Raw genomic sequence first — 25,224 nt, 5'->3', positions numbered from 1 at the left:
TCGCACCTCGACAGCACGGGGAAGCCGACGGATGCCCAACGCGAGCGAGATCGTCATCGACACGCTGCAGGACTGGGGCGTGGACGTCATCTTCGGCCTGGCCGGGGACGGCATCAACGGCGTGGTGGAGGCGCTGCGCACCCGGCAGGGGCAAATCCGCTTCGTCCCGGTCCGGCATGAGGAAAGCGCCGCCTTCATGGCCGCCGCCTATGCCAAGTGGACCGGCAGGCTCGGCTGCTGCTTCGCCACCACCGGCCCAGGCGGGCTGCACCTGCTGAACGGGCTCTACGACGCCAAGATGGACCTGGCGCCGGTGGTCGCCCTGACCGGCCTGCCCTACCACGACCTCGCGGAAACCTTCACCCAGCAGGACGTACCGCTCGACCGAGTCTTCGCCGATGTCGCGGTCTACAATGCCCGCATCATGGGCGCGCAGCATGCGGAGACGGTGACCAGCCTCGCCTGCCGCAGCGCCCTCGCCCGCCGCGGCGTCGCCCACCTTGCGCTGGCGACCGATCTGCAGGAGGAAGACGCGAAGGAGGACAAGCCCTCCCCGCGGCAAGGCGCAGACGACCTCGCCGCACTGGCAGGACGGCCTGCTGCTGCCCGAAGCCGATGCGGTGCGCCGCGCGGCGGAAATCCTGAACGGCGCCAGCCGCGTCGCCATCCTGGCCGGCCGCGGCGCGCTGGGGGCGCGGGCGGAACTGGAGCAGGCCGCCCAATTGCTGGGCGCGCCGGTGGCCAAGGCGCTGCTCGGCAAGGCGGTGCTGCCGGACGACCACCCCTATACGACGGGCGGCATCGGCTATTACGGCACCTTCGGCACCCATGCCGCGATGGCGCAATGCGACGCGCTGCTGATCGTCGGCTCCACCTTCCCCTATGTCGAATACTACCCGAAGCCCGGCCAGGCGCGGATCGTGCAGATCGACCGCGACCCGCAGCGCATCGGCCTGCGCCAGCCGGTCGAGGCCGGGCTGGTCGGCGATGCCCGCGCGGCGCTCGAGATGCTGAACGCGCAGTTGCGCCGGAAACAGGACCGGTCCTTCCTCGAGATGGCGCAGGCTGAGACGCGCCGCTGGTACGCCACGATCCGCGCCGCCGAGGTGAGCGAGCGGCAGCCGATGAACCCCTCGGTCCCGGTCGCGGCGCTCGGCGCCCGGCTGCCGCCGGATGCGGTGCTGGTGGCCGATAGCGGCCACCATACCGGCCTCGTCGCGCGCCATATCCGGCTGCAGCCCGGGCATGACTTCGGCGTCTCCGGCCTGCTCGCCTCGATGGCCTGCGCCATCCCCTATGCGGTCGCCGCTGGCTGCGCCTTCCCCGGCCGGCCGATCTTCGGCGTCATCGGCGATGGCGGGCTGGCGATGCAGCTCGGCGAGTTCTCCACCGCCGTCGCCATGGGCCTGCCGCTGAAGCTACTGGTGCTGCGCAACGGCACGCTCGGCCAGATCAAGTGGGAACAGCTCCTCTTCCTCGGCAACCCGGATTTCGGCGTGGCGGTGCCGGGGATCGACTTCGCCAGGGCCGCCGAGGCGATGGGCGCCCGCGGCTATACGATCGAGCGGCCGGAGCAGGTCGGGCCGGTGCTGGACGCGGCGCTGGCGGCGCCGGGCCCGGCCATCATCCAGGCGATCGTCGACCCGCACGAGCCGCTGCTGCCCGCCGTTGTCTCCGACGCCTATGCCGAGCACCTGCGCAAGGCGCTGGCCAAAGGGGCGACCGATGCGCCGGCGATCTGGGCGGCGCTGGGGCGGGAGCCGGCGCGGTCGATGATGGGGAAGCACCGCGTGTAACGGGTCCTTGCGCCGCCGCGCCATCCATGGAATGCATGGGGCGCGCGGCGCGGCCCGGTTCCTGCTTGGCCCCGCAGCGCCCCCTGCCCGGAGCCCAGCCCACCATGCCCGCCTTCGTCCCGCCCGGCGTCATCGGCCACAACCGCAGCCTGTTTGCCCGCAACTACGCCATCCTGCCGCCGGGCGGCATGTTCCCCAGCCTGCTGCCCGGGCTGCGCGACGCCCAGGTCTACTACCAGGCGACGCCGCTGATGGGCGCCCGCTTCGCGCAAGGGACGCTGGAGGTCCTGCCCGGCGGCGGCACCACGGCGCCGCGCGACGACGGCTACGAGCATTTCCTCTACCTCCTGTCCGGCACGCTCGAGGTCGCCGCCGGCCGGGATCTCGGCCAGCCTGGAGCCGGGCGGCTTCGCCTACATCCCGGCCGGCACCGCCCTGTCCTTCGTCAACAAGGGCGGGGCTGCGTCGCGCAGCGTCTGGATCAAGCGCCGCTACGTCCCCGCCCCCGGCCAGGACGCCCCCGCCCCGCGCTTCGGCAGCCGCGACACCACGCCGCGCACCACGGTCGACGACAGCGGCCGCTGGCGGCAATACCTGCTCGGCACCGCCGATATGACCATGGATTTCGAGATGAACGTGATGGGCTTCGCGCCCGGTACGCATTTCCACTGCGTCGAGACTCATATCTTCGAGCACGGGCTGGTCATGCTGGAAGGCCAGGGCCTTCAGCTTGCTGGACCGCGACTGGCACGAGCTCTGGACCGGGGATTTCGTCTGGATGGGCAGCTTCGTCCCGCAGCAATTCTACTGCACGGGTTGGGGAAGGCGCCGCCTACCTGCTCTACAAGGACGTCAACCGCGACGTGGAGGTCTGAGCCATGCAGGCCCCCTCCGCCGCCGAGATGAAGGGCTTTGCCGCGCGCTCCGACGCCGCGGGCTGGCGCCAGCTGGCGATCCACCTGGCGCTGCTGCTGGCGACCGGCACGCTGGTGGCGCTGGCGCCGGGCTGGTGGGTGCTGCCGGCGATGCTGCTGCTGGGCGTGGTGCAGGTGGCGCTGTTCGCGCCCTTTCACGAGACCTCGCACTACACCGCCTTCGCCAACCGCCGGGTCAATGCCGTGGTCGGCTGGCTGTCTGGCGCGCCGGCCCTCTACAACTGGCACTTCTACCAGCTCTATCACACCGCGCATCACCGCTTCACCCAGGACCCGGAGCGTGACCCGGAGTTGGCCACGCCGCCGCCGACGACGCTGGACGGCTACCTGCTGCGGGTAATGTCGGTACCCTACTGGCGCTTTCGCATGATCATCCTGTGGGACGGGCTGCGCGGCGATCTCTCGGCCTATCCCTATATCGGCGAGGCCGGGGCACCACGCGTCATCCGCAGCATCCGCGCCGAGGTCGCCTTCTTGGCCAGCGCCGCCCTGCTCTCGGCCCTGGCCTTCGGGTGGGCGACGCCCCTCCTGTTCTGGCTGGGCCCGCAGCTGATGGCGCAGCCGCTGCTGCGGCTGTATCTGCTGGCCGAGCACACCGGCTGCGCCACCGACCGCAACGGGCTGACCAATACCCGCACCGTGCTGACCTCGCCCGCGTTGCGGCTATTGATGTGGAACATGCCCTACCATGCCGAGCACCACCTCTACCCCTTCATTCCCTTCCATCGGCTGGCCGATGCGCATGGCGTGCTGCGGGAGAAGCTGGCCTATCTGCAGCCCGGCTACGCCCGCTTCCACGCCGATTTCGTGAAAGGGCTGCGGGCATGACCTGGCCGACCGCGGAGGGCACCTTCAAGCTCGGCGACATGCCGCTGCACAAGGGTGGCGTGCTGCCGGATGCGACGCTGGTCTGGAAGACGCATGGCACGCTGAACGCGGCGCGCGACAACGTCGTGCTCTACCCCACCAGCTACGGGGCGCAGCACCCCGACCTCGAATGGCTGATCGGGCCGGACGGCATCCTCGACCCGACGCGCTGGTTCATCGTCATCCCCAACATGTTCACCAACGGGCTCTCCTCTTCGCCGTCCAACTGCGCACCCTGGCCGGCCCTGGTCACCGCCTGGGACAATGTCGCGGCGCAGCGGCGACTGCTGCGGGAGGTCTGGGGGATCGAACGGCTGCATTGCGTCTATGGCTGGTCGATGGGCGCGCAGCAGGCCTATCACTGGGCCGCGGCGCATCCGGCCGAGGTGGCGCGCATCGTGGTGGATCGCGGCAGCGCCCGCACGGCCGTGCACAACCAGGTCTTCCTGCGGACCCAGATGGCCATCCTGGAAGCGGCGCCCGAATATGACGGCACGGCGCTGTTCTCGGCGCAGCCCGCCCGCGCGCTGCGCGCCTTCGGCCGCAGCTACGCCGCCTGGGCGCTGAGCCAGGATTTCTACCGCGCGGGCTTGCACCTGACCGCGCTCGGTGCCCCGGACCTCGAGATCTTCCTGGTGCGGGACTGGGAGCAGCGCTTCGCCCGCCGCCCCGCCGCCGACCTGCTGGCGCAGCTGCGCATCTGGGATGCCGGCGACATCGGCGACCATCCGAACTACGGCGGCGACCTGGCGAAGGCGCTGGCGGCGATCGAGGCGCGGGTGCTGCTGATGCCGGGCGAGACCGACCTCTATTTCCGCGTCGCCGACAATGCGGCGGAGCTGCCGCATCTGAAGCACGGCAGGTTGCTGCCGATCCCGAGCATCTGGGGTCATCGCGCCGGCAACCCGCAGCCGAACCCGCCGGATGCGGCCTTCATCAAGGCGGCGGTGCGGGAGCTGTTGGACACGTAAGGAAGGCCGGGGGAGAAGGTATTCTCCCCCGGACCCCCTCATCTATTTTTGTGAGTCGGCTGCCGCTGCGCGGCGAGTGCCGGACCCACAAAAAGCAAAGGAGGGGTTTTGGGAGGAAATGCTTTTTCCTCCCCAAGCTTGCTGATCAGTGCGCCAGCCGCTCCAGCGGCACGTCCAGCCGCAGCGTCAGCCCGGCCTCGGCCCAGTCATGCGCGATGCTGCCGCCGAGCTGGGTGATCGCGCCGCGCTCCGCCAGCACCGTGCCGAAGCCGCGCCGCTGCGGCGGGCCCTCCACCGGCGGGCCGCCGCGTTCCTGCCAGGTCAGCGTCAGCCGGTCGTCATGCCGTTCGCCGGTGATGGTGACGCAGCCTTCCGGGCCGACCAGCGCGCCGTATTTCGCCGCATTGGTCGCCAGCTCGTGCAGAATCAGCGCCAGCGAGGTCGCCGCCTTCACCCCGATCGGCGCGTCGTCGCCCAGCACCCGCACCCGTTCGCCGCCTAGCTCCGCATAAGGCGCCAGCAACTTGCCGAGCAGCCCGTGCAGCGTCGTCTCCAGCTCCGCCGGGCGCGACTCGGGGCTATGCGGCCGGACATATTCATGCGCCGCCGCCAGCGCGTTCAGCCGCCGCCGCAGCACGCCGGCGAAATTCCGCGTCTCGCCGGCGGCATTCATGGCGGAGAGCGAAACCATGCCGCCGACCACGGTGAAGATGTTCTTGATGCGGTGCGAAAGCTCCCGCGCCAGCAGCTCCTTTGCCTCCTCCGCGTGGCGGCGTTCGGTCACGTCGACCACCACGCCAGGGAAGCGGGTCGGCTGCCCGGCCCGATCGTGTTCGCACCGGCCGCGTGCGGCGACCCAGCGGGTGTCGCCATCCTTCAGCAGCACGCGGTACTCGGCCTCGAAGGCGCCGTCCTGCGCGCCGGCCAACGCGGCGTTGATCGCCGCCTCGGTCGCGGCCAGGTCCTCGGGGTGGATCGACGGCAGCAAGGTCTCGATCGGCAGGCCGGCCGCCACCGCCTCCGGCGTCACGGAAAACAGCCGCGCATAGCCCGGATCGGCGGTGATCCGGTTGGCCTGGACGTCCCAGACCCAGGTGCCCACCATCTCGGCCGCGCTGAGCGCCAGCCGCAGCCGCTCCTCGCTGAGGCGCAGCCGCTCCTCGGTCTGCTTCTGCTCCTCGATATCGGTGCAGGTGCCGAACCAGCGGATGATGCGGCCCTGCTGGTCGCGCACCGCCAGGGCGCGGCCGAGCGTCCAGCGATAGACGCCATCGGCCCGGCGCAGCCGGTACTCGATCTCGTAGGGCTCGCCAGTTTCCAGCGAATTGCGCCAGCGCGCCCAGGCCCGCACCTGGTCATCGGGGTGGAACATGCCGTTCCAGGCGACGCCGTCGGTCGAGCCGGCTGGCATGCCGGTGAACTCGTACCAGCGCTGGTTATAATAGTCGTGGAAGCCGTCCGGCTGGGTCGCCCAGACCATCTGCGGCATGCTGTCCGCCAGGATGCGGAATTGCCGTTCGGATTCGGCGATCGCGGCGGCATCCGTCTCGCGCGCCTTCAACGTCCGCCGCAACTCCAACTGCGACATCACCTGCCGCGCGAGCACCTGCAGGGCGAATCCCTGCTGTTCGGTCAGCCCGTCCGGCCGCGGCTCCCGGTCCAGCACGCAGAGCGTGCCGAGGGGCAGCCCATCCTCCGTCTCCAGCAGGGCCCCCGCGTAGAAGCGCAGATGCGGCGCGCCGGTGACCAGCGGGTTGCCGGCGAAGCGCGCATCCCGGGTGGTGTCCGGCACAACGAAAAGGCCGGGCCGCAGGAGCGCATGGGCGCAGATCGAGACGTCGAGCGGCGTCTCGCGCACCCCCAGCCCTATCTCCGCCTTGAAGAACTGCCGCTCCTCCGCCACCAGGTTCACCACGGCGAAGGGTGCGTCGCAGATCTGTGCCGCCAGCCGCACCACTTCGTCGAAGGCGCGTTCCGGCGGCGTATCCAGGATGGAATAGCTGTCCAGCGCCGCGAGCCGCGCACGTTCGTCCCAGACGGTCGGCGCGGTTGCGGCTTGGCCTGGCTCGAATCCGGCCGGCATCATGATGGTATCTTTCCTTCCGGCCCTTGCGCCGGATGCTCCAGGCGAGTCCAACTCCCCTGCCCGGATTCCATCCGCAATCTCAACCCTGATGCGCCAGCCTAGCCAGGAACGTTCGCTCGATATCCTGGGGGTCGTAGGGTTTTGGCAGGAAGGGCACCTGCCGCAGCGGCGGCGGCACTTCATCTGGCCGGGCGCCCGAGACGAAGGCGAAGGGCGTCCCGCGTTCGGCCAGCAGATGCGCCACCGCAAAGGTCTTACCGTCGAGCACGTCGATATCCAGCAAGGCCGCGTCGAAGGCCGCCTCGCGCAGCACGCGGCTGGCCTCCTTCACCGAGATCTCGCCACTGCGACATCGGCATCCGTCGCTCCCAGGACGATCGCCTCGAGGTCGAGCGCCACCATGGGGTCGTCCTCAACGATCAGTACACGCCGTCTCCGCATCGCTCGCCTTGTTTCGCATTCAGTCGGGTTTCCAGCCCCTCTATACGCCAGGAAAGCGGCCGCGTTCGCTGCCGCAGCAGAACGTGAAGGCGGATCCTGCGGAACCGTGCGGGGTTCGTCCAGGCATCCGAGAGGTTCCGGAGCCCGCCTGTTTTTAGGGTCGCCCATCGGCCAAGGCCATCGGTCCGGGGCGATTCTTGACGCAGGCGTCACCTTCGGTGTGTCATCCCTGGCAATCAGGAGGGACACCGACCGCGTGAGCCAGGATCCGCCGCGCATCGTCATCGCCGGGGCTGGGCATGCCGGCGGCTCGGCCGCAGCCTTCCTGCGCCAATACGGCTGGAAGGGTAGCATCGTGCTGGTGGGCGAGGAGCCCGACGCCCCCTACCAGCGCCCACCCTTGTCCAAAGCCTGGCTGAAGGGCGAGGCGACGGCCGAGAGCCTGGCTTTGCGACCGGCACGCTTCTACGCGCAGCAGGCGATCGAGATGCGGCTCGGCACGCGGGTCGCCGCGGTGGATCGCGCAGCACGGCAGGTGACCCTCTCGGACGGTGCGGTGCTGGGCTATGACCGGCTGATCCTGGCCTTGGGCGCACGGCCGCGGTCGCTGCCCCTTCCGGGCGCCCGGCTTGCCGGCGTGATGGCGCTGCGCGGCGCCGCGGATGCGGATGCGCTGCAGGCGGCGCTCGGCCCGGGGAAGCGGCTGGCGGTCATCGGCGGCGGCTATATCGGGCTGGAGGTCGCGGCCTCGGCCCGCGCGCTGGGTGCCGAGGCGGTGGTGATCGAACGCGAGACGCGCGTGCTGGCCCGCGTCGCCGGCCATGCGCTCTCGGCCTTCCTCGAAGCGCAGCACCGGATCCGCGGCGTCGGGATTCTGACCGGCGTCGAGGTCGCGGCGATTGAGGGTGACGCCGGCGCGGCGCAATCGGTGCGGCTGGCGGATGGCAGGCAGGTTCCCTGCGACACGGTGCTGGTCGGCATCGGCGCGGTGCCGAACACGGAAGTGGCGCAGGACGCCGGGCTGGACTGCGCCGCCGGCATCGTGGTCGACCTTGCGGCGCGCAGCAGCGACCCCGCCATCTACGCGATCGGCGATTGCACGCAGCGGCCGCTGCCGCTCTACGGCCGCAGCGGACGACTCGAAAGCGTCCCGAACGCGATCGAACAGGCGAAGCAGGCGGCCGCCGATATCTGCGGCCGCGCCCCGCCACCGCCGGAGGTGCCGTGGTTCTGGTCCGACCAGTTCGATCTGCGGCTGCAGATGGCAGGACTTGCCTTCGACGTGCATGAGGCGGTGATGCGCGGCGACGGGAGCGAGCCCGGCTTTACCGTGTTCCATCTGGATGCCGCGCATCGCGTGCTGGCGGTGGAAGCCGTCAATGCTCCGGCCGACTTCATGGCGGGCCGCCTGCTGGTGGCGAAGCAGGCACGCGTGGCTCCAGAGATCCTGCGCGACCCGGCGCAGCCGCTGCGCGGCCTCACCGCATCATAGCCGATTACAGGGAAGACGCCCATGCCGCAGGTCACCTATATCGAGCACAACGGCACCGCCCATCAGGTCGAGTTGGAGGAGGGGCTGTCCGTCATGCGCGGCGCGGTCGACAACGGCGTGCCGGGGATCGATGCCGATTGCGGCGGCGAATGCGCCTGCGCCACCTGCCACGTCTTTGTCGAGGAGCCCTGGCTGGATAAGACCGGCGCGCCGAGCGAGCAGGAGGCGAGCATGCTGAGCTTCGCGGCGACGGCGCAGCCGAATTCCCGCCTGTCCTGCCAGATCACCATGAGCCAAGCATTGGACGGCATGGTCGTCCGCCTGCCGGAAGCGCAACACTGAGGGAGAGAGCGCCATGAACGCCCCCGTCAGCCACGATCCGCATGCCGATGCCTGGGCCACGCCGCTCGACCAGCTGGACCCGGGCAATCCGGCGCGCTTCCAGGACGACACGATGTGGCCCGTCTTTGCGCGGCTGCGGCGCGACGCGCCGGTGCATTACAGCACCACCAGCCCGATGTTCGGCCCCTACTGGTCGGTGACCAGGTACAAGGACATCATGGCGGTCGAGGTGAACCACAAGGCGTTCAGCTCGGACAGCGGCTTCGGCGGGATCTCCATCCGCGACCGGCCGAAGGAGCTGCAGCTGCCGATGTTCATCGCCATGGACCCGCCGCGACACGACGACCAACGCAAGGTGGTGCAGCCGATCGTCGCCCCCGCCAACCTGGCGAAGCTGGAAGGCATCATCCGCGACCGGGTCTGCACGATCCTGGAAGGCCTGCCGCGCAACGAGACCTTCAACTGGGTGGAGCATGTCTCGATTGAGCTGACGGTGACCATGCTCGCGACGCTGTTCGACTTCCCCTACGAGGACCGCCGCAAGCTGAGCTTCTGGTCGGATTGCGCGACGGCTGCGCCGGAGGCCGGCGGCTACATCGACTCCGAAGCGAAGCGCGAGGAAGTCTTCGCCGAATGCCTTGCCTACTTCACCAGTCTCTGGAACGAACGGGTGAATGTCGAGCCGCGGCCAGACCTCGTCTCAATGCTGGCGCATGGCGAGGCGACGCGGAACATGACGCCGCGCGAGTACCTGGGAAACCTGATCCTGCTGATCGTCGGCGGCAACGACACCACCCGCAACTCGATCAGCGGCGGCGTTCTGTTCCTGCACCAGAATCCCGGGGAGTTCGCCAAGCTGCGGGCCAATCCCGGGCTGATTGAGACCATGGTGCCGGAGATCATCCGCTACCAGACACCGATGGCGCATATGCGCCGCACCTGCGTGCAGGACACCGAGCTCAGCGGACAGCGGATCAAGGCCGGCGACAAGGTGGTAATGTGGTACATCTCCGGCAATCGCGACCCGGAGGCGATCGAGGAGCCGGAGCGCTTCATCATCGACCGCAAGCGGCCTCGCCAGCACCTGTCCTTCGGCTTCGGCATCCATCGCTGCGTCGGCAACCGGCTGGCCGAGCTGCAACTGAAAATCTTGTGGGAGGAGATCCTGAAGCGCTTCGAGCGGATCGAGGTGGTCGGCGAGCCGAAGCGCGTCTTTTCCTCCTTCGTCCACGGCATCACCGACCTGCCGGTGCGCATCCCCGCCTGATCAGGCGTCCCGTGCCGCCGCCGGCAGGCCGTGCAGGATCAGCCGCACCGCGAAGCGCGCGGCGCCGTCCGGATCGGGCGGCGCACGTCGCAGCATCTGCTCCCCGACATAGCGAGCGATGCCGATGGCCCCAGCCGTCAGGTAGGCGGTGTCGGCCCCGGGTGCCAACTGGTCGCCGAGGATGCCGGTGAGGGAGTCGCGGATCTCCCCGAAGACTGCGCGCTGCGCCGGCGTCGCGTCGATCTCGGACATGCGGCGGGCCGGCGGCGGCGCCGCCATATTCCTCGACCAGAAATCGGAAATAGGCCCGGAGCGCACCTCCCAGCCAAGCTTCGAGGTCCGGCGCCTTTTCGCGCTCCGCCCGCAGCAGCGGTTGCAGCCGCTGCGCCGCATCGGCCGCCAGCGCCCGGGCGATCTCCTCCTTCGAGCGGAAGTAGTTGTAGAATGTGCCGGAGGCGAGGTCGGTGCGGCGGATGATGTCGCGCACGCTGGCCGCCTCGTAGCCCTGCTCGGCGAAGACGCGACGCGCGGCGGCCAGGATGGCTTCGCGGTTGCGCGTCTTGGTCAGGGCGCGCCGCCCGGCCTCGGTGGTGCTCGACATGGAGCCCAGGGAAAACCCTGCGCCGCGGCAGGGCAAGGGGCTTCGGCGTCCGGCACAACTTCGGCTAGCATTCGCGGCAAGGGTCAAGGGGAATGCGGCATGAAGGATATCGGCATCGGCGCGCCGGTCAGGCGGGTGGAGGACCTGCGCTTCCTGCGCGGCGCCGGCCACTTCGTCGATGACATCGCCGCACCCGGCGCGGTGTACCTGCATGTGCTCCGTTCCCCGCATGCCGCCGCCCGCATCGCCGCCATCGACGCCGCGGCGGCGCGCGCAATGCCGGGCGTGCTGCTGGTGCTGACCGCGGCCGATCTCGACATCCCGGCGCGGCTGCGCTGCGTCACGCCGCGCCACCGGCGGGACGGCTCGCCGCTGGTGCAGCCACCCTGGCGGGTGCTGCCCGCGGAGGCCGTGCGGCATGTCGGGGATGCGGTCGCCGCCGTGGTCGCGGCGACGCCGGCTGCAGCGCAGGACGCCGCCGAGCGGATCGAGGTCGGCTACGAGCCGTTGCCCGCCGTCACCGACCTGGCCGAGGCGGCGCGGCCCGGCGCCCCCGCGGTCTGGCCCGACTTCGCGCCGGATAACGAGTGCTTCCATTTCTCCTTAGGCGACGTCGCCGCGGTGGAGGCCGCCTTCGCCCGCGCGGCGCATTTGGTCGCGCTCGACTACCGGATCAGCCGCGTCTCGGCCAACCCGATGGAGCCGCGCAATGCGCTGGCGATGCACGACCCGATCGAGGATCGCTACACGCTCTATACCGGCACGCAGCTCCCGCATGTGATGCGGAACGAGATCGCCGAATTCGCGCTCGGCATTCCCTCCAACCGGCTGCGGATCGTCTCCCCCGATGTCGGCGGCGGCTTCGGGATGAAGGAGAGTCCCTTCCCCGAGCATGTGCTCTGCCTGCTGGCGGCGCGGCGGCTCGGCCGGCCGGTGCGCTGGACCGCGACGCGCACCGAGAGCTTCCTCAGCGACAGCCATGCGCGGGACAATGTCTCGACCGCCGAGCTGGCGGTGGCCGCGGATGGCACCTTCCTGGCGATGCGGGTGCGGACGCTGTCCAACATGGGCGCCTATCTCGCCTGGCAGGGGCCGGTTTCCTCGACCAACAATGTCGGCGGCCTCGCCGGCGTCTACCGCACGCCGCATATCTGCACCGCGGTCACAGGGCTTTTCACCAATACCCAGCCGACCGCGCCCTATCGCGGCGCCGGGCGGCCGGAGGCGATCCATGCGATGGAGCGGCTGGTCGACCTCGCCGCCGAGAAGCTCGGTTTGGACCGCGCCGAGATCCGCCGGCGCAACATGATCTGGCCGGAGGAGATGCCGTTCCAGACAGGGCTCGACTACGCCTATGACAGCGGCGACTTCCCGCGCAACCAGGCGCTGGCCATGCAGGCCGCCGACTGGGACGGCTTCCCGGCGCGGCGCGCGCAGTCCGAGGCGCGCGGGCTGCTGCGCGGCATCGGCATCGCCAATGCGATCGAGAGCGCCGGCGGCCCGCACCGCAAGCCGCTCGAGGAAGGCGCCGAGATCCGCTTCGATCCCGGCGGCACCGCGACCCTCCTGCTCGGCAGCCACAACCACGGCCAGGGGCATGAGACGGTGTTCCGCCAGATCGTCGCCAGCCGGCTCGGCCTGGCGCCGGACCGGGTGCGGATCCAGTTCGGCGATACCGACGTGGTGGCGCATGGTCGCGGCACCATTGGCTCACGGTCCATGATGGCGGCAGGCGGCGCGCTGGTCGGCGCGGCGGAGAAGGTGATCGCCCGTGGCAAGCAGATTGCCGCGCACCTGCTGGAAGCGGCCGAGGTGGACATGGAATTCGCCGATGGCACCTTCCGCGTGGTGGGGACCGACCGCGGCCTGGGGCTCGAGGCGGTGGCGAAGGCGAGCTACGTCCCCGGCGCGCTGCCGGACGGGGCGGAGCTCGGCCTCGGCGCCTCGCTGGTGACGCGGCCGGGCGACGCGACCTTCCCCAATGGCTGCCACATCGCCGAGGTGGAGGTGGACCCCGAGACCGGCGAGACGCGGCTGCTGGCCTATACCGTGGTGGACGACGTCGGCACCGTCATCAACCCGCTGCTGGTCAAGGGGCAGATTCATGGCGGCGTGGCGCAGGGCTTCGGCCAGGTCTTCGGCGAGGCCATCCTGTACGCTGAGGGCCAGCTGCTGACCGCGAGCTTCCAGGACTACCCGATGCCGCGCGCCGCCGACTTCCCCGAGATGCTGGTGAAGAGCAACCCGGTGCCGACGAAGACCAACCCGCTCGGCGTCAAGGGCGCCGGGGAGGCCGGCACGGTCGGCGCCCTGCCGGCGCTGGTCGGCGCGGTGGTGGATGCGCTGCGGCCGCATGGCGTGACGCATCTCGACATGCCGCTGACGCCGGAGCGGGTCTGGGCGGCGATGCAGCCAGCCCGCGCGTAGCGTCGGGACAGCAAGATTGGGGAGGAAAGCATTTCCTCCCCAAACCCCACCTTTGCTTTTTGTGAGTCTGGCAGCCGCCGTGCGGAGAGCGTCTCCCCGGCCTTACGCCTTCGCGCCGCGCACCAGGCGGCCGGGCAGCGCCCCGGTCGCCTCGCCCTCGCGGTAGGTCACCGCGCCGTTCACCAGCGTGGCCGTATAGCCCTCCGCCCGCTGCACCAGCCGCTTGCCGCCGGCCGGCAGGTCGTAGCGCATGACCGGCACCTTCACCTGCAGCCGGTCGTAGTCGATGACGTTGATGTCGGCCTTCTTCCCCGCCGCCACCAGGCCGCGGTCGGCCAGGCCCAGCGCCATGGCATTGTCGCGCGTCAGGCGCTTCACCGCGAAAGCCAATGGCAGCTTCGGCCCGCGGGTGCGGTCGCGCGTCCAATAGGACAGCATGTGGGTGGTGGACGACGCGTCGCAGATGATGCCGACATGCGCACCGCCATCGCCAAGGCCCATCAGCGTCTGCGGATGCTCGACCATCGCCCGCACCGCTTCCAGGTCGCGGTCGGCATAATTGATGATCGGGCGGTTGAGGATGGCGCGGCCGCCCTTTTCCATCATCCATTCCCAGGCGAGTTCTTCCGGCGCCATGCCGCGCTGCGCCGCGATGGCGCCGAGGCTGGTCTCCGGCGCCGGCTCGTAGTCCGGCGGGTCGCCCAGCCGGAAGATCATGTCCCAGGTGTTCAGCCGCGCCCGCAGCATCGGGTCGGGCGTCTCCTCGGACAGCAAGCGCGCCTTCAGCGCCGGGTCGCGCAGCGCCTGCATCCGCTGCTCGAAGGGCAGCTGGGCGATCGCCCTCCAGGAGGGCTTGGCCACAAGGGATGCTGCGACAACTCGAAGCCGAACATCAGCCCGACCGGCCGCGCCATGACCTGGCCGGTCATCCGGGCGCCTTCGCGGTTCGCCGCCTCGATCTTCTCCAGCAGGAAGCGCCAGAGCCAGGGCCGGCTCTCCCGCTGCAGCAGGGAGAAGGTCATGGGACGGCCGGACGCGGTGCAGATGCGCTGCAGCCGTGCGAACTCGTCCTCCGGCTCATCGAAGTCGGAGATCACCTGCATCCAGGACGCGCCGGCGGCGCCGACCGCGCGGCCGATCGTCTCCAGCTTGTCCTCGGGCGTCCCCAGCGTCGGGATATGCCGGCCGTCCAGCGTCTTGTGGGCGATGGCGCGGGAGGTGGAGAAGCCGAGCGCGCCGGCGCGGATGCCCTCGGCCGCGAGGCGCGCCATCTCGGCGATCTCCGCCGGCGTCGCCACCGCATGCGCCTCGGCCCGCGCGCCCATGGTATGGACGCGCAGCGGCGCGTGGGTCACCTGCGCGGCGATGTCCATGTCGTAGTGCCGCGCCGCCAGCGTATCCATGAACTCGCCGAAGCTCTCCCAGGTCCAGGGCAGGCCCTCGGCCAGCACCACCTCGGGCAGGTCCTCAACGCCCTCCATCAGCTTGACCAGCGCGTCGCGCCGCTCCGGCCGGCAGGGGCGAAGCCGACGCCGCAATTGCCGATCAGCGCGGTGGTGACGCCGTTGTAGCTGCTGCTGTCGATCCGGCTACTCCAGGTCGCCTGGGCGTCGTAATGGGTATGGATGTCGACGAAGCCGGGCGTGACGATCTTGCCGCGCGCATCGATCTCCTCGGCGCCACGACCGGTCACCTTGCCGACTTCCACGATCTTCCCGCCGGCGATCGCCACGTCGGCCTCGAACGGCGTGCCGCCGCTGCCATCCACCACGGTGCCGCCGCGGATCACCAGGTCCAGGTCGGACATGGAACGTCTCCTCGCTTTGCCGGCAGCATGGGCCGGGAGATGAGCCTGTCAACCAACTTCCGGGCGGCGCATCATCCCCGGAAGGAGGGAGGAACCGTAACATGGCCAGGATACTGCTCATCCACGGTGCCTATCAGGGCGGCTGGATTTGGACCCGCGTCGCCGCCCGGCTGCGCGAGGCCGGGCACCTCGTGCTGGCCCCGAGCCTCGATGGCTGCGCCGAGCGGGCGCATGCCGTCCGCCCCGGCATCACCACCGAGAGCCAAGCGGAGGAGCTGGCCTCCCTGCTCTTCCACGAGGACTGGCGCTATGCCACCGTCGCCGGCACGTCCACGGGCGGCATGGTGCTCTGTAAGCTGGCGGAGCTGGCCCCCGACCGGATCGGCCGGCTGGTCTTCGCCGATGCGCTGGCGCTGCAGAATGGCGAGAAGCTGCCGGACATCGTCGCCCGCCCGACCGCTGTGAACACCGAGCTGACCAGCGGGCCGAGCCGGGCGGATGCCGAGGGGCGGCTGTTTGCCGAGCTTGATCCCGAGACCCGCGCCTGGACGCTGGAGCGGATCTGCCAACACCCGATCCTGCCCATGCTGGCGCCGGTGGTGCTGCCGCGCTTCTGGTCGATGCCCTGGAAGGCCAGCGTACTGTGGTGCCGCCGCAGCCAGAACCCGCCGGTCGCGCACCAGCGGCGGCTGCAACAGGCGCTGGGGGCATCCTGGCATGAGCTCGACACCGGCCACTACCCGATGCTGAGCGAGCCGGCGACGCTGGCCGGGCTGATCGCCGCGGAGTAGCCGGGCCCGCCGGCCCGTGCTGGGATGGCGCCCGAGCAATGCGGAGAGGGATATGAGCCCCGCCGATGGTCGCATCCCCGTCCTCGATATCGGCCCGACCCTGGCCGGTGAGCCCGGCGCGGCGGAGGCGCTGGCCGGGCGCGTCGCCCGCGCCTGCGAGGATACCGGCTTCCTGGTGCTGTCGGGCCACGGCATCGACCCCGCTTTGCCGGCGGCCTGCTTCGCCGCGGCGGCACGCTTCTTCGCCCTGCCCGACGAGGTCAAGCTGGCGCTGAAGGTCGGCGCGCTGAACATCGGCTTCCTGCCGACCGGGGCGCAGGTAATCCGCACCAGCAAGGTCGCCGAGGTGAAGAAGCCCAACCTGAACGAGAGCTTCTACATCATCCGAGACCACGGCCCGGACCATCCGGACATCCTCGCCGGGAAGCCCTTCGTTGCCCCGAACCGTTGGCCGCCCGACCTGCCCGGCTTCCGGGAGGCGACGCTGGCTTATTTCACCGCGATGGAGGCGCTGGCGCTGCGCCTGCTGCCGGTGGTCTCCATGGCGCTCGGCATGCCGCCGGACTTCCTCGCCGGCGACTTCCGCGACCCGGCCTGCACCCTGCGGCTGATCCGCTACCAGCCGCAGCCGGAGCCCGAGGAGGGGCGCTTCGGCTTCGCCCCGCATATCGACACCAACCTGATCACCTTCCTGGCGCAATCCGCCCTGCCAGGCCTCGAGGTGCGAACACGTGAGGGCGAATGGCTGCGCCCGCCGGCCATCCCTGGCACCTTCGTGGTAAACACGGCTGAGATGCTCGGCCGCTATTCCAACGACCGCTTCGCGCCGACGCCGCACCGGGTGGTGAATGCCGCGAACGAGATGCGCTACGCCATCCCCTTCTTCTTCGGCCCCGACAACGACGCGGTGATCCGCCCGGTGCCGAGTTGCGTCACGGCCGAGAACCCGTCGCGCTACGAGCCGCTGCTGTACGAGGACCACAGGCGCAAGCTGAACCAGGCGAATTTCGCCCATCGACAGGCGCCGGCCGGGGCCTGAGGGCAAGAAGGCCAGGGAGGGAAAAGTATTCCCTCCCCGGACCCCTCCCTTCTTTTGTGAGTCCGGCACTCACCGCGCCACGAGTGCCGACTCACAAAAATAGATGAGGGGGTCCGAGGGAGAATACCTTCTCCCCGGCCTTGGGGGCTTCGGCGCCCGCCGCCGCCCGGGTCTAATCTCCCCCAAACTGCGAACCTTGGGGAAACGGGCCATGGACGGCTTCGATATGGGCGGCATTCCGGCACTGGCCGAGGAGCACCGGATGGTGCGCGACCTCGTCGTCAAATCTCGTCGAGCGCGACCTGATGCCGCTCGAGGCCGCGGTGCTGAAGCGCGAATCCGAAGGCCAGCGCTACGGGCTGACGCCGGAGGAAGAGGCCCCGCTGCTGAAGACCTGCAAGGAGCTCGGCCTCTGGGGCCTTGACGTGCCGGAGGAGTTCGGCGGCGCCGACCTGCCGCTGGCCGCCCTGATGGCGATCGAGGAGGAGATGGGCCGCACCGTCACCCCCTTCCTCTTCCCGCCGGACAGCCCGAACCTGCACATGCTGAAGGCGGTGGCGAACCCGGAGCAGCGCCGCAAGTACCTCGACCCCTATGCGCGCGGCGAGATGCGTTCCTCCATCGCCATCTCCGAGCCCGGCGCCGGCGGCGACCCGGCGGGGATGACCACCCGCGCGGTGAAGGATGGCGACGACTGGGTCATCAATGGCCGCAAGATCTGGGTCAGCGGCGTGCCCCGCGCCGACTTCATCATCCTCATGGCCCGCACCGGCGAAGGCAAGCGCCAGGAGGGCGTGACCGCCTTCATCGTCGAGCGCGGCACCCTCGGGCTTCGTCATCGAGCGCGAGATCCCGATGATCGGCGGCCGCCGGACCTATGAGCTGGTCTTCGAGGATTGCCGCGTGCCGGGCAGCCAGGTGCTCGGCAAGCTCGGCGAGGGCTATGCGCCGATGCAGCTGCGGCTGAACGTCCGCCGGCTGCAGATGGGCGCGCGCTGCACCGGCATGGCCCGGCGGGCGCTGGCCATGATGTGCGAGCAGGCGAAGAATCGTGTGACCTTCGGCGTCAAGCTGGCCGACCGCCAGGCGATCCAGTGGTGGATCGCCGAGGCCGCGACCAAGATCCATATCTGCCGCCTGATGGTGCGCGACGCCGCGGCGAAGATGGGCGCCGGCGAGGACGTGCGGAACGAGGCCTCGATGCTGAAGGTCTTCGCCACCGAGATGGCGCAGGAGGTGCTGGACCACGCCATGCAGACCTTCGGCGCCATGGGCATGACCAAGGAGCTGCCGCTGCAGCTGATGGCCAACCAAGTCCGGGTGCAACGGATCTACGAGGGCCCGAGCGAGGTGCATCGCATGGCGATCGCCAAGCGGGTGCTGAAGAACGGCATCTGATCCGCGGCCTTCCTGGGAGAAACGACACATGGCGGACAACGCCTACAATGTCGGCGACCTGGTGGCGGAGTTCCTCTCCCGCATCGGCGTCACCACCTGCTTCGGCATCGTCTCGGTCCACAACATCCCGATGCTGGACGGCATCGGCCGCCGCAATGCCATCCGTTACGTCATGGCGCGCGGCGAGATGGGCGGGGCGCATATGGCCGATGCCTATGCGCGGGTCTCCGGCCATCTCGGCGTGATGTTCTCTTCGACCGGGCCAGGCGCGGCGAACACCGTCCCTGGCCTGGTGGAGGCGCAATCTCGCCGGCTCCCCTGTGCTGCACATCACCGGCCAGACGCCGACCAAGTTCATCGACCGCGACATGGGCACGGTGCACGACGTGCCCGGCCAGACCGCGATGCTGGCGGCCGTCGGCAAGGCCGCCTTCCGCATCCGCTCGGCGCAGGAGGCGCTCGGCGTGCTGACCCGCGCCGCAACGCTGGCGCTGACGCCGCCGATGGGCCCGGTCAGCGTCGAGGTGCCGATCGACATCCAGCGCACGCCCATCCCGCGCCCGGCGCAGCTGGACACGCTGGTCCTGCCCCTCCCGCCGCCCATGCCGCCGTCGGAAGCGGCGCTGGACGAGGCGGCTGAAATCCTGGCCCGGGCGAAGCGGCCGATGCTCTGGCTCGGCAACGGCGCCAAGGCGGCGGGCGCGGAGGCGATGGCGCTGCTGGCGCTCGGCTTCGGCGCTGTCTCCTCATGGAACGGACGCGGCATCATCGCCGAGGACCACCCGATGACCCTCGGCGGGCTGCATGGCAACGGCGCGCCCCGCGTGCAGGAATTCTACAAGACCTGCGACGCCATGCTGGTCGTCGGCTCCCGCCTGCGCGGGCATGAGACGGGCGATTTCTCGCTGCCCCTGCCCGAGCCGCGGGTGCATGTCGATGTCGACCCGCGCGCCAATGGCCGCACCTATGGCAACACCGCCTTCGTCTGCGGCGATGCCGCGCTGGCCATGGCGGGCCTGACGAAGCGGCTGCAGGGGCGGATCGCCGTCGATCCCGGCTTCGCCGCCGATTTCGCGGCGATGAAGGAACGGGCGCTGGCGGAGTACCGCGATACCCTCGGCCCCTATGCGGACTTCCCGGCCGAGCTGCGCCGCGCCCTGCCGCGCGACGCGCTCTGGGTGCGCGACATCACCATCAGCAATTCCTCCTGGGGCAACCGCATCTTCCCGGTCTATGGCCCGCGCGACGCGGTGCACCCGATCAGCGCGGCGATCGGGCCGGGCCTGCCGATGGGCATCGGCGCGGCGATGGCAGGCGGCGGCCGCAAGGCGATCGCCATGGTCGGCGACGGCGGCTTCGCCATGAACCAGACCGAGCTCTGGACCGCGGTGCAGGAACGCGCCGAGCTGGTGATCATGGTGATGAACGACCGTGGCTACGGCGTCATCAAGCATATCCAGGGCGCGCTGCAGGATGGCCGGATGTTCTTCGGCGACCTGCTGGGGCCGGACCTGCAGAAGCTGGCCGCCGTCGCCGGCCTGCCGAGCTTCAAGGTCAGCCGGGCCGAGGACCTGGCGGGCACGGTCGCCAAGGCGGTCGCCACCCCGGGCCCGAGCCTGGTCGAGGTGGACATGACCGCGATCGGCGCCTTCCCGCCCTATGCGCCCTACAACACCATGGGCATCTACGCGAGGCGGTCTGCGGAATAGCCGCCCGCGAAACGCCAATCACGGCCGGCCGCTGCCGCCGCCGCCGCCGTCATTGCCGCGCGGCGAGCCGAGCCGGTCCTGCCGGTCCATCTCCTGCAGGGCGAGGTTCGCTCCGGCGGCGGCGCGCGGCAGCACCGGCATCGCCGCCAGCCGCTGCAGCGTCGCCGCGCCGCCGAGGGTGAAGACCGGGGGCGACAGGACGCGCTCCGCCCCCACCTGGTCGCCGGCCTGCAGCGCCCGGGATGCGCCGTAGAGCCCGTTCACCACCGCCTGGGTCGGCGCGTTCGGGGCGATGCCGAAGGCCGCCTGCACCTCCTGCATCCCGAAGCCGAGCTCGGTCGAGACATTCGGGTTGAAGCCGCGCCAGCGCGGACCATAGGGCAGTTCGACCGTGAGGAAGGCGTAATTGGCCACGGCCCGTGCTGCCTGGTCCGGCCGGCCGGCGACGCTGCCCGGGTTGCCGAAGACATAGGCGGTGTTGATCATCGCCGCGCGCACCGGGTCGCCGGCGCCGACCACGGCATCGTTCGGCAGCGTGGCCCAGCCATTCGGCGGCTGCTGCGGCGGGGTGCAGCCGGCCAGTAGGGGCAGGCAAAGCGGAAGGCAGAGCAGGGCCGCGCGCAAGGTGAAGGCGGGCCTGGGTCGGTCGAAAGCCATGATGCTGGGATCTCCTGCTTGCACCGAACGGTGAAGGGCCCGGCCTCAACGGCGTCCACCCAGTATAGTCGCCCGTTGCAACGATTTCATGTGTCATCTCGACGTGAGGCACGGCCCCTGGCTGCCGCTTTCCGCTCCGCCGCAAGGGTGCATAATCGCCGCAACGGAGCGGGGAAACGCGGCATGAGCGGCAGTGGCACGGGTAATACGGGCAAGCCGGCGGGCTGGGGTGCAACCGGCGCGGCGGACACGCCGGCCGCACAGTTGCGCCGCAAGTACCCCACCTTCAACGACCTGCAGCGCCGGGCGAAATGGCGCGTCGCCCGCTTCGCCTACGATTTCGTGGCGGGCGGCGTCGGCGACGGCGCGCCGAACGTGGCGCATAACCGTGCGGCGATGGATGCGGTGCGGATCGTGCCGCGCTACGCGGTGGACCTGACGGGCGTCAACATCGCCACCTCGCTCTTCGGCCGCGACTATGCGGCGCCGGTCGGCGTGGCGCCGATGGGCAATGTCGGCATGGTCTGGCCGCGGGCGGATGCCATCCTCGCCGCCGCGGCGCAGGCGGCACGCATTCCCTATGTCTCCTCGACCGTTGCTAATGTTGGGATGGAGGAGCTGGCGCGGATCGCGCCGGACAGTTTGTGGTTTCAGCTCTATGGCATGCCGGCCGACAGCCACCGGCTGTCGCTCGACATGATCGCCCGGGCGGAGGCGGTCGGGGCGCATGCGCTGGTCGTGACCCTCGACGTGCCGATGCGGCAGAAGCGGGTGCACGACGTGCGCAACGGCCTGGTGGTGCCGTTCAAGTTCCGGCCGAGGACCGTCCTCGACATCGCCCGCGCCCCCTTCTGGGCGCTCGAGATGCTGCAGAAGGGCCAGCCGCGCTTCGAGAACATGCGCAAGTACGTCGGCGAGAATGCCTCGGTCGCCGAGCTGGCGAGCTTCGTCACCCAGAACATGACCACCGGCGTCACCTGGGATGACATCGCCCGGTTCCGCGAGGCCTGGCCGCGCGCCCTGGTGCTGAAGGGCATCCAGCACCCGGCGGATGCCGAACGCGCCGTGGCGCTCGGCGTCGATGGCATCTGGGTCTCGAACCATGGCGGCCGGCAATCCGATGCCGCGCCGGCCTCGATCGACACCGTGCCGGCGATCGCCGCCGCGGTCGGCGGCCGAGCGAAGATCCTCTATGACGGCTCGATCCGCTCCGGCCTCGACGTGCTGCGGACCTTGGCGGCGGGGGCGGATTTCTGCTTCGCCGGGCGGGCCTTCCTGCTCTCGGTCGCCGCGATAGGCGAGGCCGGCGGCGGCCATGCGACGGCCGCCTTCATGGAGGAGATCCGCGGCACCTTCGGCCAGGCCGGCATCCGCAACGTGGAGGAGGCGCACCGGGCGACGGTGCTGCACCCGAATGCTGTGCGGTTCGAGCCGGAGGGGAATACGGCGGGGGTCGAGGTGCCGCGACGGCGGGTGGGGTAAGCAAGGCCAGGGGAGAAGGTATTCTCCCCCGGACCCCCTCATCTATTTTTGTGAGTCTGGCACTCGCCGCGTGGCAGCAGCCGACTCGCAAAAGGGAAGGGTGGGGCTTGGGGAGGGAATACCTGTTTCCCTCCCCAACCTTGCCTACCCGCCGTCCCGCAGCAGCTCGCCGATCACCCTCTCCAGGTGCTGCAGCGTGTTGCACACCGCCGTTACCCGGCAATGCGGCGCATAGCGCAGCATGTCGGAATCGCCCGTGCCCCACAGCGTGCGGTATTCCGGGTTCAGCCAGACGATCTGCTTTGACCGGTCGGCCATGCGCGTCAGGATATCGACCCGCGCCTCGGTCCGGTTGCCGCGGCCGTCGCCCAGCACGATCACCGTGGTGTGGCTGTCCAGCAGGCGCATGTGCTCCCGCTCGAAATCCTCCAGCGCCATCCCGTAGTTGGACGATCCGAACCCCGCCCGCGCCATGACCTCGGGGATCGCCGTCTCGATCGGGTTGCGCTCGAGGATCTCCGAGACATCGACCAGGTTGCCGGAGAAGGCGAAGGCGTGCAGGTCGGATAGCGCCTCGTTCAGGGAATAGAGGAAGAGCAGCAGGAATTGCGCGATGGCGGCGACCGAGCCGCTGACGTCGCAGAGCACCACCAGCTTCGGCTTCTGGATGCGCTCCTGCTTCCAGATGGTGTGGAAGGGGATGCCGTCCCAACCCATGTTCCGCCTGAGCGTCCGCCGCACGTCCAGCACGCCGCGGCGGTCGCGCTTGCGGTTGCGGCCGTATTGCGTCGCCAGGCGCCGGGCCATGGCGCGGACCAGCAGCCGCATGCGCTCGTGGTCGCGCCGGTCGATAGCGGATAGCCGGGTCTGGGTCAGCATCCGCTCGCGGAAGGCCTCGGTCTCGCCGCGGGCATAGAGCGCCAGGTTCTGCTCGACGAATTCCTTCACCTGCTCGCGCAGCCGGTCGCGGCCCTGGCGCAGCTGGCCGGTCCGCTCGGCCTTCGGCGCCGCGGCGATGGCGCGTTCCAGCGCTTGCAGCCCCATGCGTTCCAGGATGCGGCGGGTGAAAAGGTTGACCTGGGTGAAGAGCGCGATGTTCGAAAGCCCGGCCTCCTGCCCCGCCCGCTCCACCGCCGCGGCCAGCGCCGCTTGGTCGCCGGCCAGCAGCATCTCCGCCAGCGGACCGCCGCCACCGCCGCCATTGCCCTCCCCTCACCGCCACCGGCCTCCCCGCCCGGCGGGGGCTGCGGCCCCGGCGGGGCCTCCGCCTCCGGCTCCGCGTCGCCGGCGAAGTTGCCGCGCTTGAAGAACAGGTCGAAGACCGCGTCGAATTCACGCTTCTCCTCCACCGTCTTGGCCATGACGATGGCGAGCGTGTCGCGCAGCCGCTCGCGGTCGGCAAAGCCCACGACCTGCGCCGCCCGGGTCGCGTCGATGCTCTCGGCCGGGGAGATCCGCAGCCCGGCGCTGCGGGCGGCGCGGAAGAAGTCGAGAAGCGGGCCTTCCATGGAAGTGGGGGCCATCAGCGTACCGGCACCGCCTCCCGCCTCGCCTTCAGCAGCAGGTCGGCAATCTGCGGCTGCACCGCCTCGATGTCGCTCTCGAATTTCAAAAGCACGTTCAGCGTATCCCGCACCATGGCATGGTCCAGCTGCGCCGCATGCAGCAGGACCAGGACCCGCGCCCAGTCGATGGTCTCGCTGACCGAGGGCAGCTTCTTCAGGTCCAGCGATCGCGAGCTGCTGGACGAAGGCGACCAGCTGCCGTCGCAGGTCCTCGGCCGCGTCGGGGACGCGGGAGGCGATGATCCGCGCCTCCAGCCGCGCATCCGGCAGGCCGATATGCAGGTGCAGGCAGCGGCGCTTAAGCGCATCGCCAAGGTCGCGCATGGAATTGGAGGTCAGCAGCACGATCGGCGCGATATCGGCCTTCACCGTGCCGATCTCCGGGATGCTGACCTGGTAGTCGGACAGCAGCTCGAGCAGGAAGGCCTCCGGATTCCTGGTCGGCCTTGTCCACCTCGTCGATCAGCAGCACCGCCCCGCCCGGCTCCCGCAGCGCCCGCAGCAGCGGCCGGGGCTCGAGGAACTCCTCGGAGAAGAAGAGGTCGCTGACGCCGTGCAGGCGGCGCATCGCCGCCTCCATTCCCGGCTCCTCGCCGAGGACGCTGCCCAGCCGGTCCTTGAGGATCTGGGTGTAGAGCAGCTGCTTGCCGTACTTCCACTCGTACAGCGCCTTCGACTCGTCGAGGCCCTCGTAGCACTGCATGCGGATGAGGCTCAGGCCGAGCCAGGAGGCCGCGGCCTTGGCCAGCTCGGTCTTGCCGACACCGGCCGGACCTTCGACCAGGATCGGCTTACGCAGGTGGTGCGCGAGGTAGAGCGCGGTGGAGATCTGCCGGTTGGCGATGTAGCCGGCGCCTTGCAGCCCGGCCTCGGTGGCATCGATCGAGGACAGCAACCCGTGCCAGGCGATGCTCATGCGGTGGTTCGGCTCATTGGGGGACGTCTCCGGTTCGGCGTTGCCGCTTTCGCCCATCATGGCCCGGCCCGGGCTGGCGGACAAATCCGCGCCGGGGGCCTGGAGTGATCCGCCGGGTGGTCTAGACTGTCGCCCAAGGAAACAGTCCCAGGAGATTCCGGTGCATTTGTCCGACCGGGTTACCGGCGCGGTTCTCGTGGCCCTGGGCGGCGCCGCCGCCCTCGTGGGGTCCCGCCTTCCGGCGGTGCCCGGCCAGGATGTCGGGCCGGCCGCCTTCCCGCTTGTCATCGGCAGCGGGCTCGTCATCTGCGGCGCGCTCATCGCCTTCGGTATCGGTCGCAGCTTCGAGGTGCCGGAGGAGGAAGCCGCCGGCCCCGGCCCCTGGCGGCTGGGCGGCCTGCGCGCCCTGGTCCCGCCCGCCCTGCTCGCTTTCTATGTCTATGCGTCGGAGCCGCTGGGCTTCCTGCTGACCGGCGCGATCATGGTATTCGTCGCGGCGCTGGCGCTCGGCGCCTGGCCGCGGCTGGCTGTGCCACTGGCGATCGTCGCACCGCTGCTCGTCCATCTCGCCTTCTACAAGCTGCTGCGGGTGCCCTTGCCCGCGGGCGTCCTGCCGGCCCCCTGGTGATCCCCCG

The 25,224-nt window shown here is 70.2% G+C and carries 24 protein-coding genes and 4 pseudogenes; 17 read left to right on the top strand and 11 right to left on the bottom strand.

What is annotated here, in order from left to right; all coding sequences use genetic code 11:
• Window positions 1-31: 31 nt before the first annotated feature.
• The 5 genes and pseudogenes from ACQ86J_RS25590 to ACQ86J_RS25570 all read left to right on the top strand — a co-directional run.
• Window positions 32-298, top strand: a pseudogene (locus ACQ86J_RS25590) (thiamine pyrophosphate-binding protein); the annotation flags it as partial.
• Between the two features lie 202 nt (window positions 299-500).
• Window positions 501-1,796, top strand: a complete 1,296-nt coding sequence (locus ACQ86J_RS25585) for a thiamine pyrophosphate-dependent enzyme (protein ID WP_431267747.1) — start codon at window positions 501-503, stop codon at window positions 1,794-1,796.
• A gap of 104 nt (window positions 1,797-1,900) precedes the next feature.
• The gene (locus ACQ86J_RS25580) at window positions 1,901-2,671 is read left to right on the top strand and encodes a hypothetical protein (RefSeq protein WP_431267746.1); all 771 of its coding nucleotides are present in this window, start codon (window positions 1,901-1,903) and stop codon (window positions 2,669-2,671) included.
• Window positions 2,672-2,674: 3 nt separating this feature from the next.
• Window positions 2,675-3,559 carry a fatty acid desaturase gene (locus ACQ86J_RS25575; RefSeq protein ID WP_431267745.1) on the top strand — a complete coding sequence of 295 codons (885 nt, stop codon included), beginning with the start codon at window positions 2,675-2,677 and terminating at the stop codon, window positions 3,557-3,559.
• The gene (locus ACQ86J_RS25570; RefSeq protein WP_431267744.1) at window positions 3,556-4,569 is read left to right on the top strand and encodes an alpha/beta fold hydrolase; all 1,014 of its coding nucleotides are present in this window, start codon (window positions 3,556-3,558) and stop codon (window positions 4,567-4,569) included. Before ACQ86J_RS25575 ends, ACQ86J_RS25570 begins: the two co-directional genes overlap by 4 nt.
• Before the next feature lie 145 nt (window positions 4,570-4,714).
• Here the strand turns inward: ACQ86J_RS25570 and ACQ86J_RS25565 are convergent, their stop codons facing one another.
• Both ACQ86J_RS25565 and ACQ86J_RS25560 read right to left on the bottom strand, forming a co-directional pair.
• Window positions 4,715-6,655, bottom strand: coding sequence for a PAS domain-containing protein (locus ACQ86J_RS25565; RefSeq protein ID WP_431267743.1), 1,941 nt, complete (start codon window positions 6,653-6,655; stop codon window positions 4,715-4,717).
• Window positions 6,656-6,734: 79 nt separating this feature from the next.
• Complete coding sequence (locus ACQ86J_RS25560) at window positions 6,735-6,986, bottom strand: hypothetical protein (protein ID WP_431267742.1); 252 nt, start codon at window positions 6,984-6,986, stop codon at window positions 6,735-6,737.
• A 366-nt stretch (window positions 6,987-7,352) separates the two neighbouring features.
• Here ACQ86J_RS25560 and ACQ86J_RS25555 point away from each other — a divergent pair, with 366 nt between their 5' ends.
• The 3 genes from ACQ86J_RS25555 to ACQ86J_RS25545 are packed head-to-tail and all read left to right on the top strand — an operon-like array spanning window position 7,353 to window position 10,197.
• On the top strand, window positions 7,353-8,588 hold the full coding sequence (locus ACQ86J_RS25555) for an NAD(P)/FAD-dependent oxidoreductase (protein ID WP_431267741.1): 1,236 nt from the start codon (window positions 7,353-7,355) through the stop codon (window positions 8,586-8,588).
• A gap of 21 nt (window positions 8,589-8,609) precedes the next feature.
• On the top strand, window positions 8,610-8,930 hold the full coding sequence (locus ACQ86J_RS25550; protein ID WP_431267740.1) for a 2Fe-2S iron-sulfur cluster-binding protein: 321 nt from the start codon (window positions 8,610-8,612) through the stop codon (window positions 8,928-8,930).
• A 13-nt stretch (window positions 8,931-8,943) separates the two neighbouring features.
• Window positions 8,944-10,197, top strand: a complete 1,254-nt coding sequence (locus ACQ86J_RS25545; protein ID WP_431267739.1) for a cytochrome P450 — start codon at window positions 8,944-8,946, stop codon at window positions 10,195-10,197.
• On the opposite strand, the gene ACQ86J_RS25540 is transcribed toward ACQ86J_RS25545, so the two are convergent.
• Both ACQ86J_RS25540 and ACQ86J_RS25535 read right to left on the bottom strand, forming a co-directional pair.
• Window positions 10,198-10,449: a hypothetical protein gene (locus tag ACQ86J_RS25540; protein ID WP_431272745.1), complete on the bottom strand. Its 252-nt coding sequence runs from the start codon at window positions 10,447-10,449 to the stop codon at window positions 10,198-10,200.
• Window positions 10,450-10,657: 208 nt separating this feature from the next.
• Window positions 10,658-10,798 (bottom strand): annotated as a pseudogene (locus tag ACQ86J_RS25535) (TetR family transcriptional regulator); the annotation flags it as partial.
• 99 nt (window positions 10,799-10,897) lie between these two features.
• On the opposite strand from ACQ86J_RS25535, the gene ACQ86J_RS25530 reads away from it, so the two are divergent.
• Window positions 10,898-13,225, top strand: coding sequence for a xanthine dehydrogenase family protein molybdopterin-binding subunit (locus ACQ86J_RS25530; RefSeq protein WP_431267738.1), 2,328 nt, complete (start codon window positions 10,898-10,900; stop codon window positions 13,223-13,225).
• A gap of 102 nt (window positions 13,226-13,327) precedes the next feature.
• Here the strand turns inward: ACQ86J_RS25530 and ACQ86J_RS25525 are convergent.
• Window positions 13,328-14,706 (bottom strand): annotated as a pseudogene (locus ACQ86J_RS25525) (N-acyl-D-amino-acid deacylase family protein).
• The gene (locus ACQ86J_RS25520) at window positions 14,706-15,032 is read right to left on the bottom strand and encodes an amidohydrolase family protein (protein WP_431267737.1); all 327 of its coding nucleotides are present in this window, start codon (window positions 15,030-15,032) and stop codon (window positions 14,706-14,708) included. Before ACQ86J_RS25520 ends, ACQ86J_RS25525 begins: the two are co-directional and overlap by 1 nt.
• 101 nt (window positions 15,033-15,133) lie before the next feature.
• On the opposite strand from ACQ86J_RS25520, the gene ACQ86J_RS25515 reads away from it, so the two are divergent.
• The 6 genes and pseudogenes from ACQ86J_RS25515 to ACQ86J_RS25490 all read left to right on the top strand — a co-directional run bounded on the left by ACQ86J_RS25515 (window position 15,134) and on the right by ACQ86J_RS25490 (window position 19,969).
• Window positions 15,134-15,823 carry an alpha/beta fold hydrolase gene (locus tag ACQ86J_RS25515; RefSeq protein ID WP_431267736.1) on the top strand — a complete coding sequence of 230 codons (690 nt, stop codon included), beginning with the start codon at window positions 15,134-15,136 and terminating at the stop codon, window positions 15,821-15,823.
• Window positions 15,824-15,875: 52 nt separating this feature from the next.
• Complete coding sequence (locus tag ACQ86J_RS25510; RefSeq protein WP_431267735.1) at window positions 15,876-16,862, top strand: isopenicillin N synthase family dioxygenase; 987 nt, start codon at window positions 15,876-15,878, stop codon at window positions 16,860-16,862.
• Between the two features lie 305 nt (window positions 16,863-17,167).
• A complete protein-coding gene (locus ACQ86J_RS25505) occupies window positions 17,168-17,743 on the top strand; it encodes an acyl-CoA dehydrogenase family protein (RefSeq protein WP_431267734.1) in 576 nt (191 codons plus the stop codon).
• The gene (locus ACQ86J_RS25500) at window positions 17,718-18,260 is read left to right on the top strand and encodes an acyl-CoA dehydrogenase family protein (protein ID WP_431267733.1); all 543 of its coding nucleotides are present in this window, start codon (window positions 17,718-17,720) and stop codon (window positions 18,258-18,260) included. Before ACQ86J_RS25505 ends, ACQ86J_RS25500 begins: the two co-directional genes overlap by 26 nt.
• 28 nt (window positions 18,261-18,288) lie before the next feature.
• A pseudogene (locus ACQ86J_RS25495) lies at window positions 18,289-18,522 on the top strand (thiamine pyrophosphate-binding protein); the annotation flags it as partial.
• A 58-nt stretch (window positions 18,523-18,580) separates the two neighbouring features.
• Window positions 18,581-19,969, top strand: coding sequence for a thiamine pyrophosphate-binding protein (locus ACQ86J_RS25490; RefSeq protein WP_431267732.1), 1,389 nt, complete (start codon window positions 18,581-18,583; stop codon window positions 19,967-19,969).
• 18 nt (window positions 19,970-19,987) lie between these two features.
• Here the strand turns inward: ACQ86J_RS25490 and ACQ86J_RS25485 are convergent, their stop codons facing one another.
• Window positions 19,988-20,626, bottom strand: coding sequence for a hypothetical protein (locus tag ACQ86J_RS25485; protein ID WP_431267731.1), 639 nt, complete (start codon window positions 20,624-20,626; stop codon window positions 19,988-19,990).
• A 183-nt stretch (window positions 20,627-20,809) separates the two neighbouring features.
• Between ACQ86J_RS25485 and ACQ86J_RS25480 the strand changes: the two genes are divergently transcribed.
• A complete protein-coding gene (locus ACQ86J_RS25480; RefSeq protein ID WP_431267730.1) occupies window positions 20,810-22,108 on the top strand; it encodes an alpha-hydroxy acid oxidase in 1,299 nt (432 codons plus the stop codon).
• A 144-nt stretch (window positions 22,109-22,252) separates the two neighbouring features.
• Here the strand turns inward: ACQ86J_RS25480 and ACQ86J_RS25475 are convergent, their stop codons facing one another.
• The 4 genes from ACQ86J_RS25475 to ACQ86J_RS25460 are packed head-to-tail and all read right to left on the bottom strand — an operon-like array spanning window position 22,253 to window position 24,589.
• Window positions 22,253-23,152, bottom strand: a complete 900-nt coding sequence (locus tag ACQ86J_RS25475; RefSeq protein WP_431267729.1) for a VWA domain-containing protein — start codon at window positions 23,150-23,152, stop codon at window positions 22,253-22,255.
• Window positions 23,053-23,631, bottom strand: a complete 579-nt coding sequence (locus tag ACQ86J_RS25470; protein ID WP_431267728.1) for a hypothetical protein — start codon at window positions 23,629-23,631, stop codon at window positions 23,053-23,055. The genes ACQ86J_RS25475 and ACQ86J_RS25470 overlap by 100 nt, the downstream gene beginning before the upstream one ends.
• Window positions 23,631-23,936 carry a hypothetical protein gene (locus ACQ86J_RS25465; protein WP_431267727.1) on the bottom strand — a complete coding sequence of 102 codons (306 nt, stop codon included), beginning with the start codon at window positions 23,934-23,936 and terminating at the stop codon, window positions 23,631-23,633. The genes ACQ86J_RS25470 and ACQ86J_RS25465 overlap by 1 nt, the downstream gene beginning before the upstream one ends.
• Before the next feature lie 35 nt (window positions 23,937-23,971).
• Window positions 23,972-24,589, bottom strand: coding sequence for an AAA family ATPase (locus ACQ86J_RS25460; protein ID WP_431267726.1), 618 nt, complete (start codon window positions 24,587-24,589; stop codon window positions 23,972-23,974).
• A gap of 160 nt (window positions 24,590-24,749) precedes the next feature.
• On the opposite strand from ACQ86J_RS25460, the gene ACQ86J_RS25455 reads away from it, so the two are divergent.
• The gene (locus tag ACQ86J_RS25455; RefSeq protein WP_431267725.1) at window positions 24,750-25,217 is read left to right on the top strand and encodes a tripartite tricarboxylate transporter TctB family protein; all 468 of its coding nucleotides are present in this window, start codon (window positions 24,750-24,752) and stop codon (window positions 25,215-25,217) included.
• The last annotated feature ends 7 nt before the right edge of the window (window positions 25,218-25,224 follow it).

The organism is Dankookia sp. P2 (assembly GCF_050632255.1).
GTDB lineage: Bacteria > Pseudomonadota > Alphaproteobacteria > Acetobacterales > Acetobacteraceae > Paracraurococcus.
The sequence above is the reverse complement of the archived record's forward strand: the minus strand, read 5'-3'. Positions and strand labels throughout refer to the sequence as shown.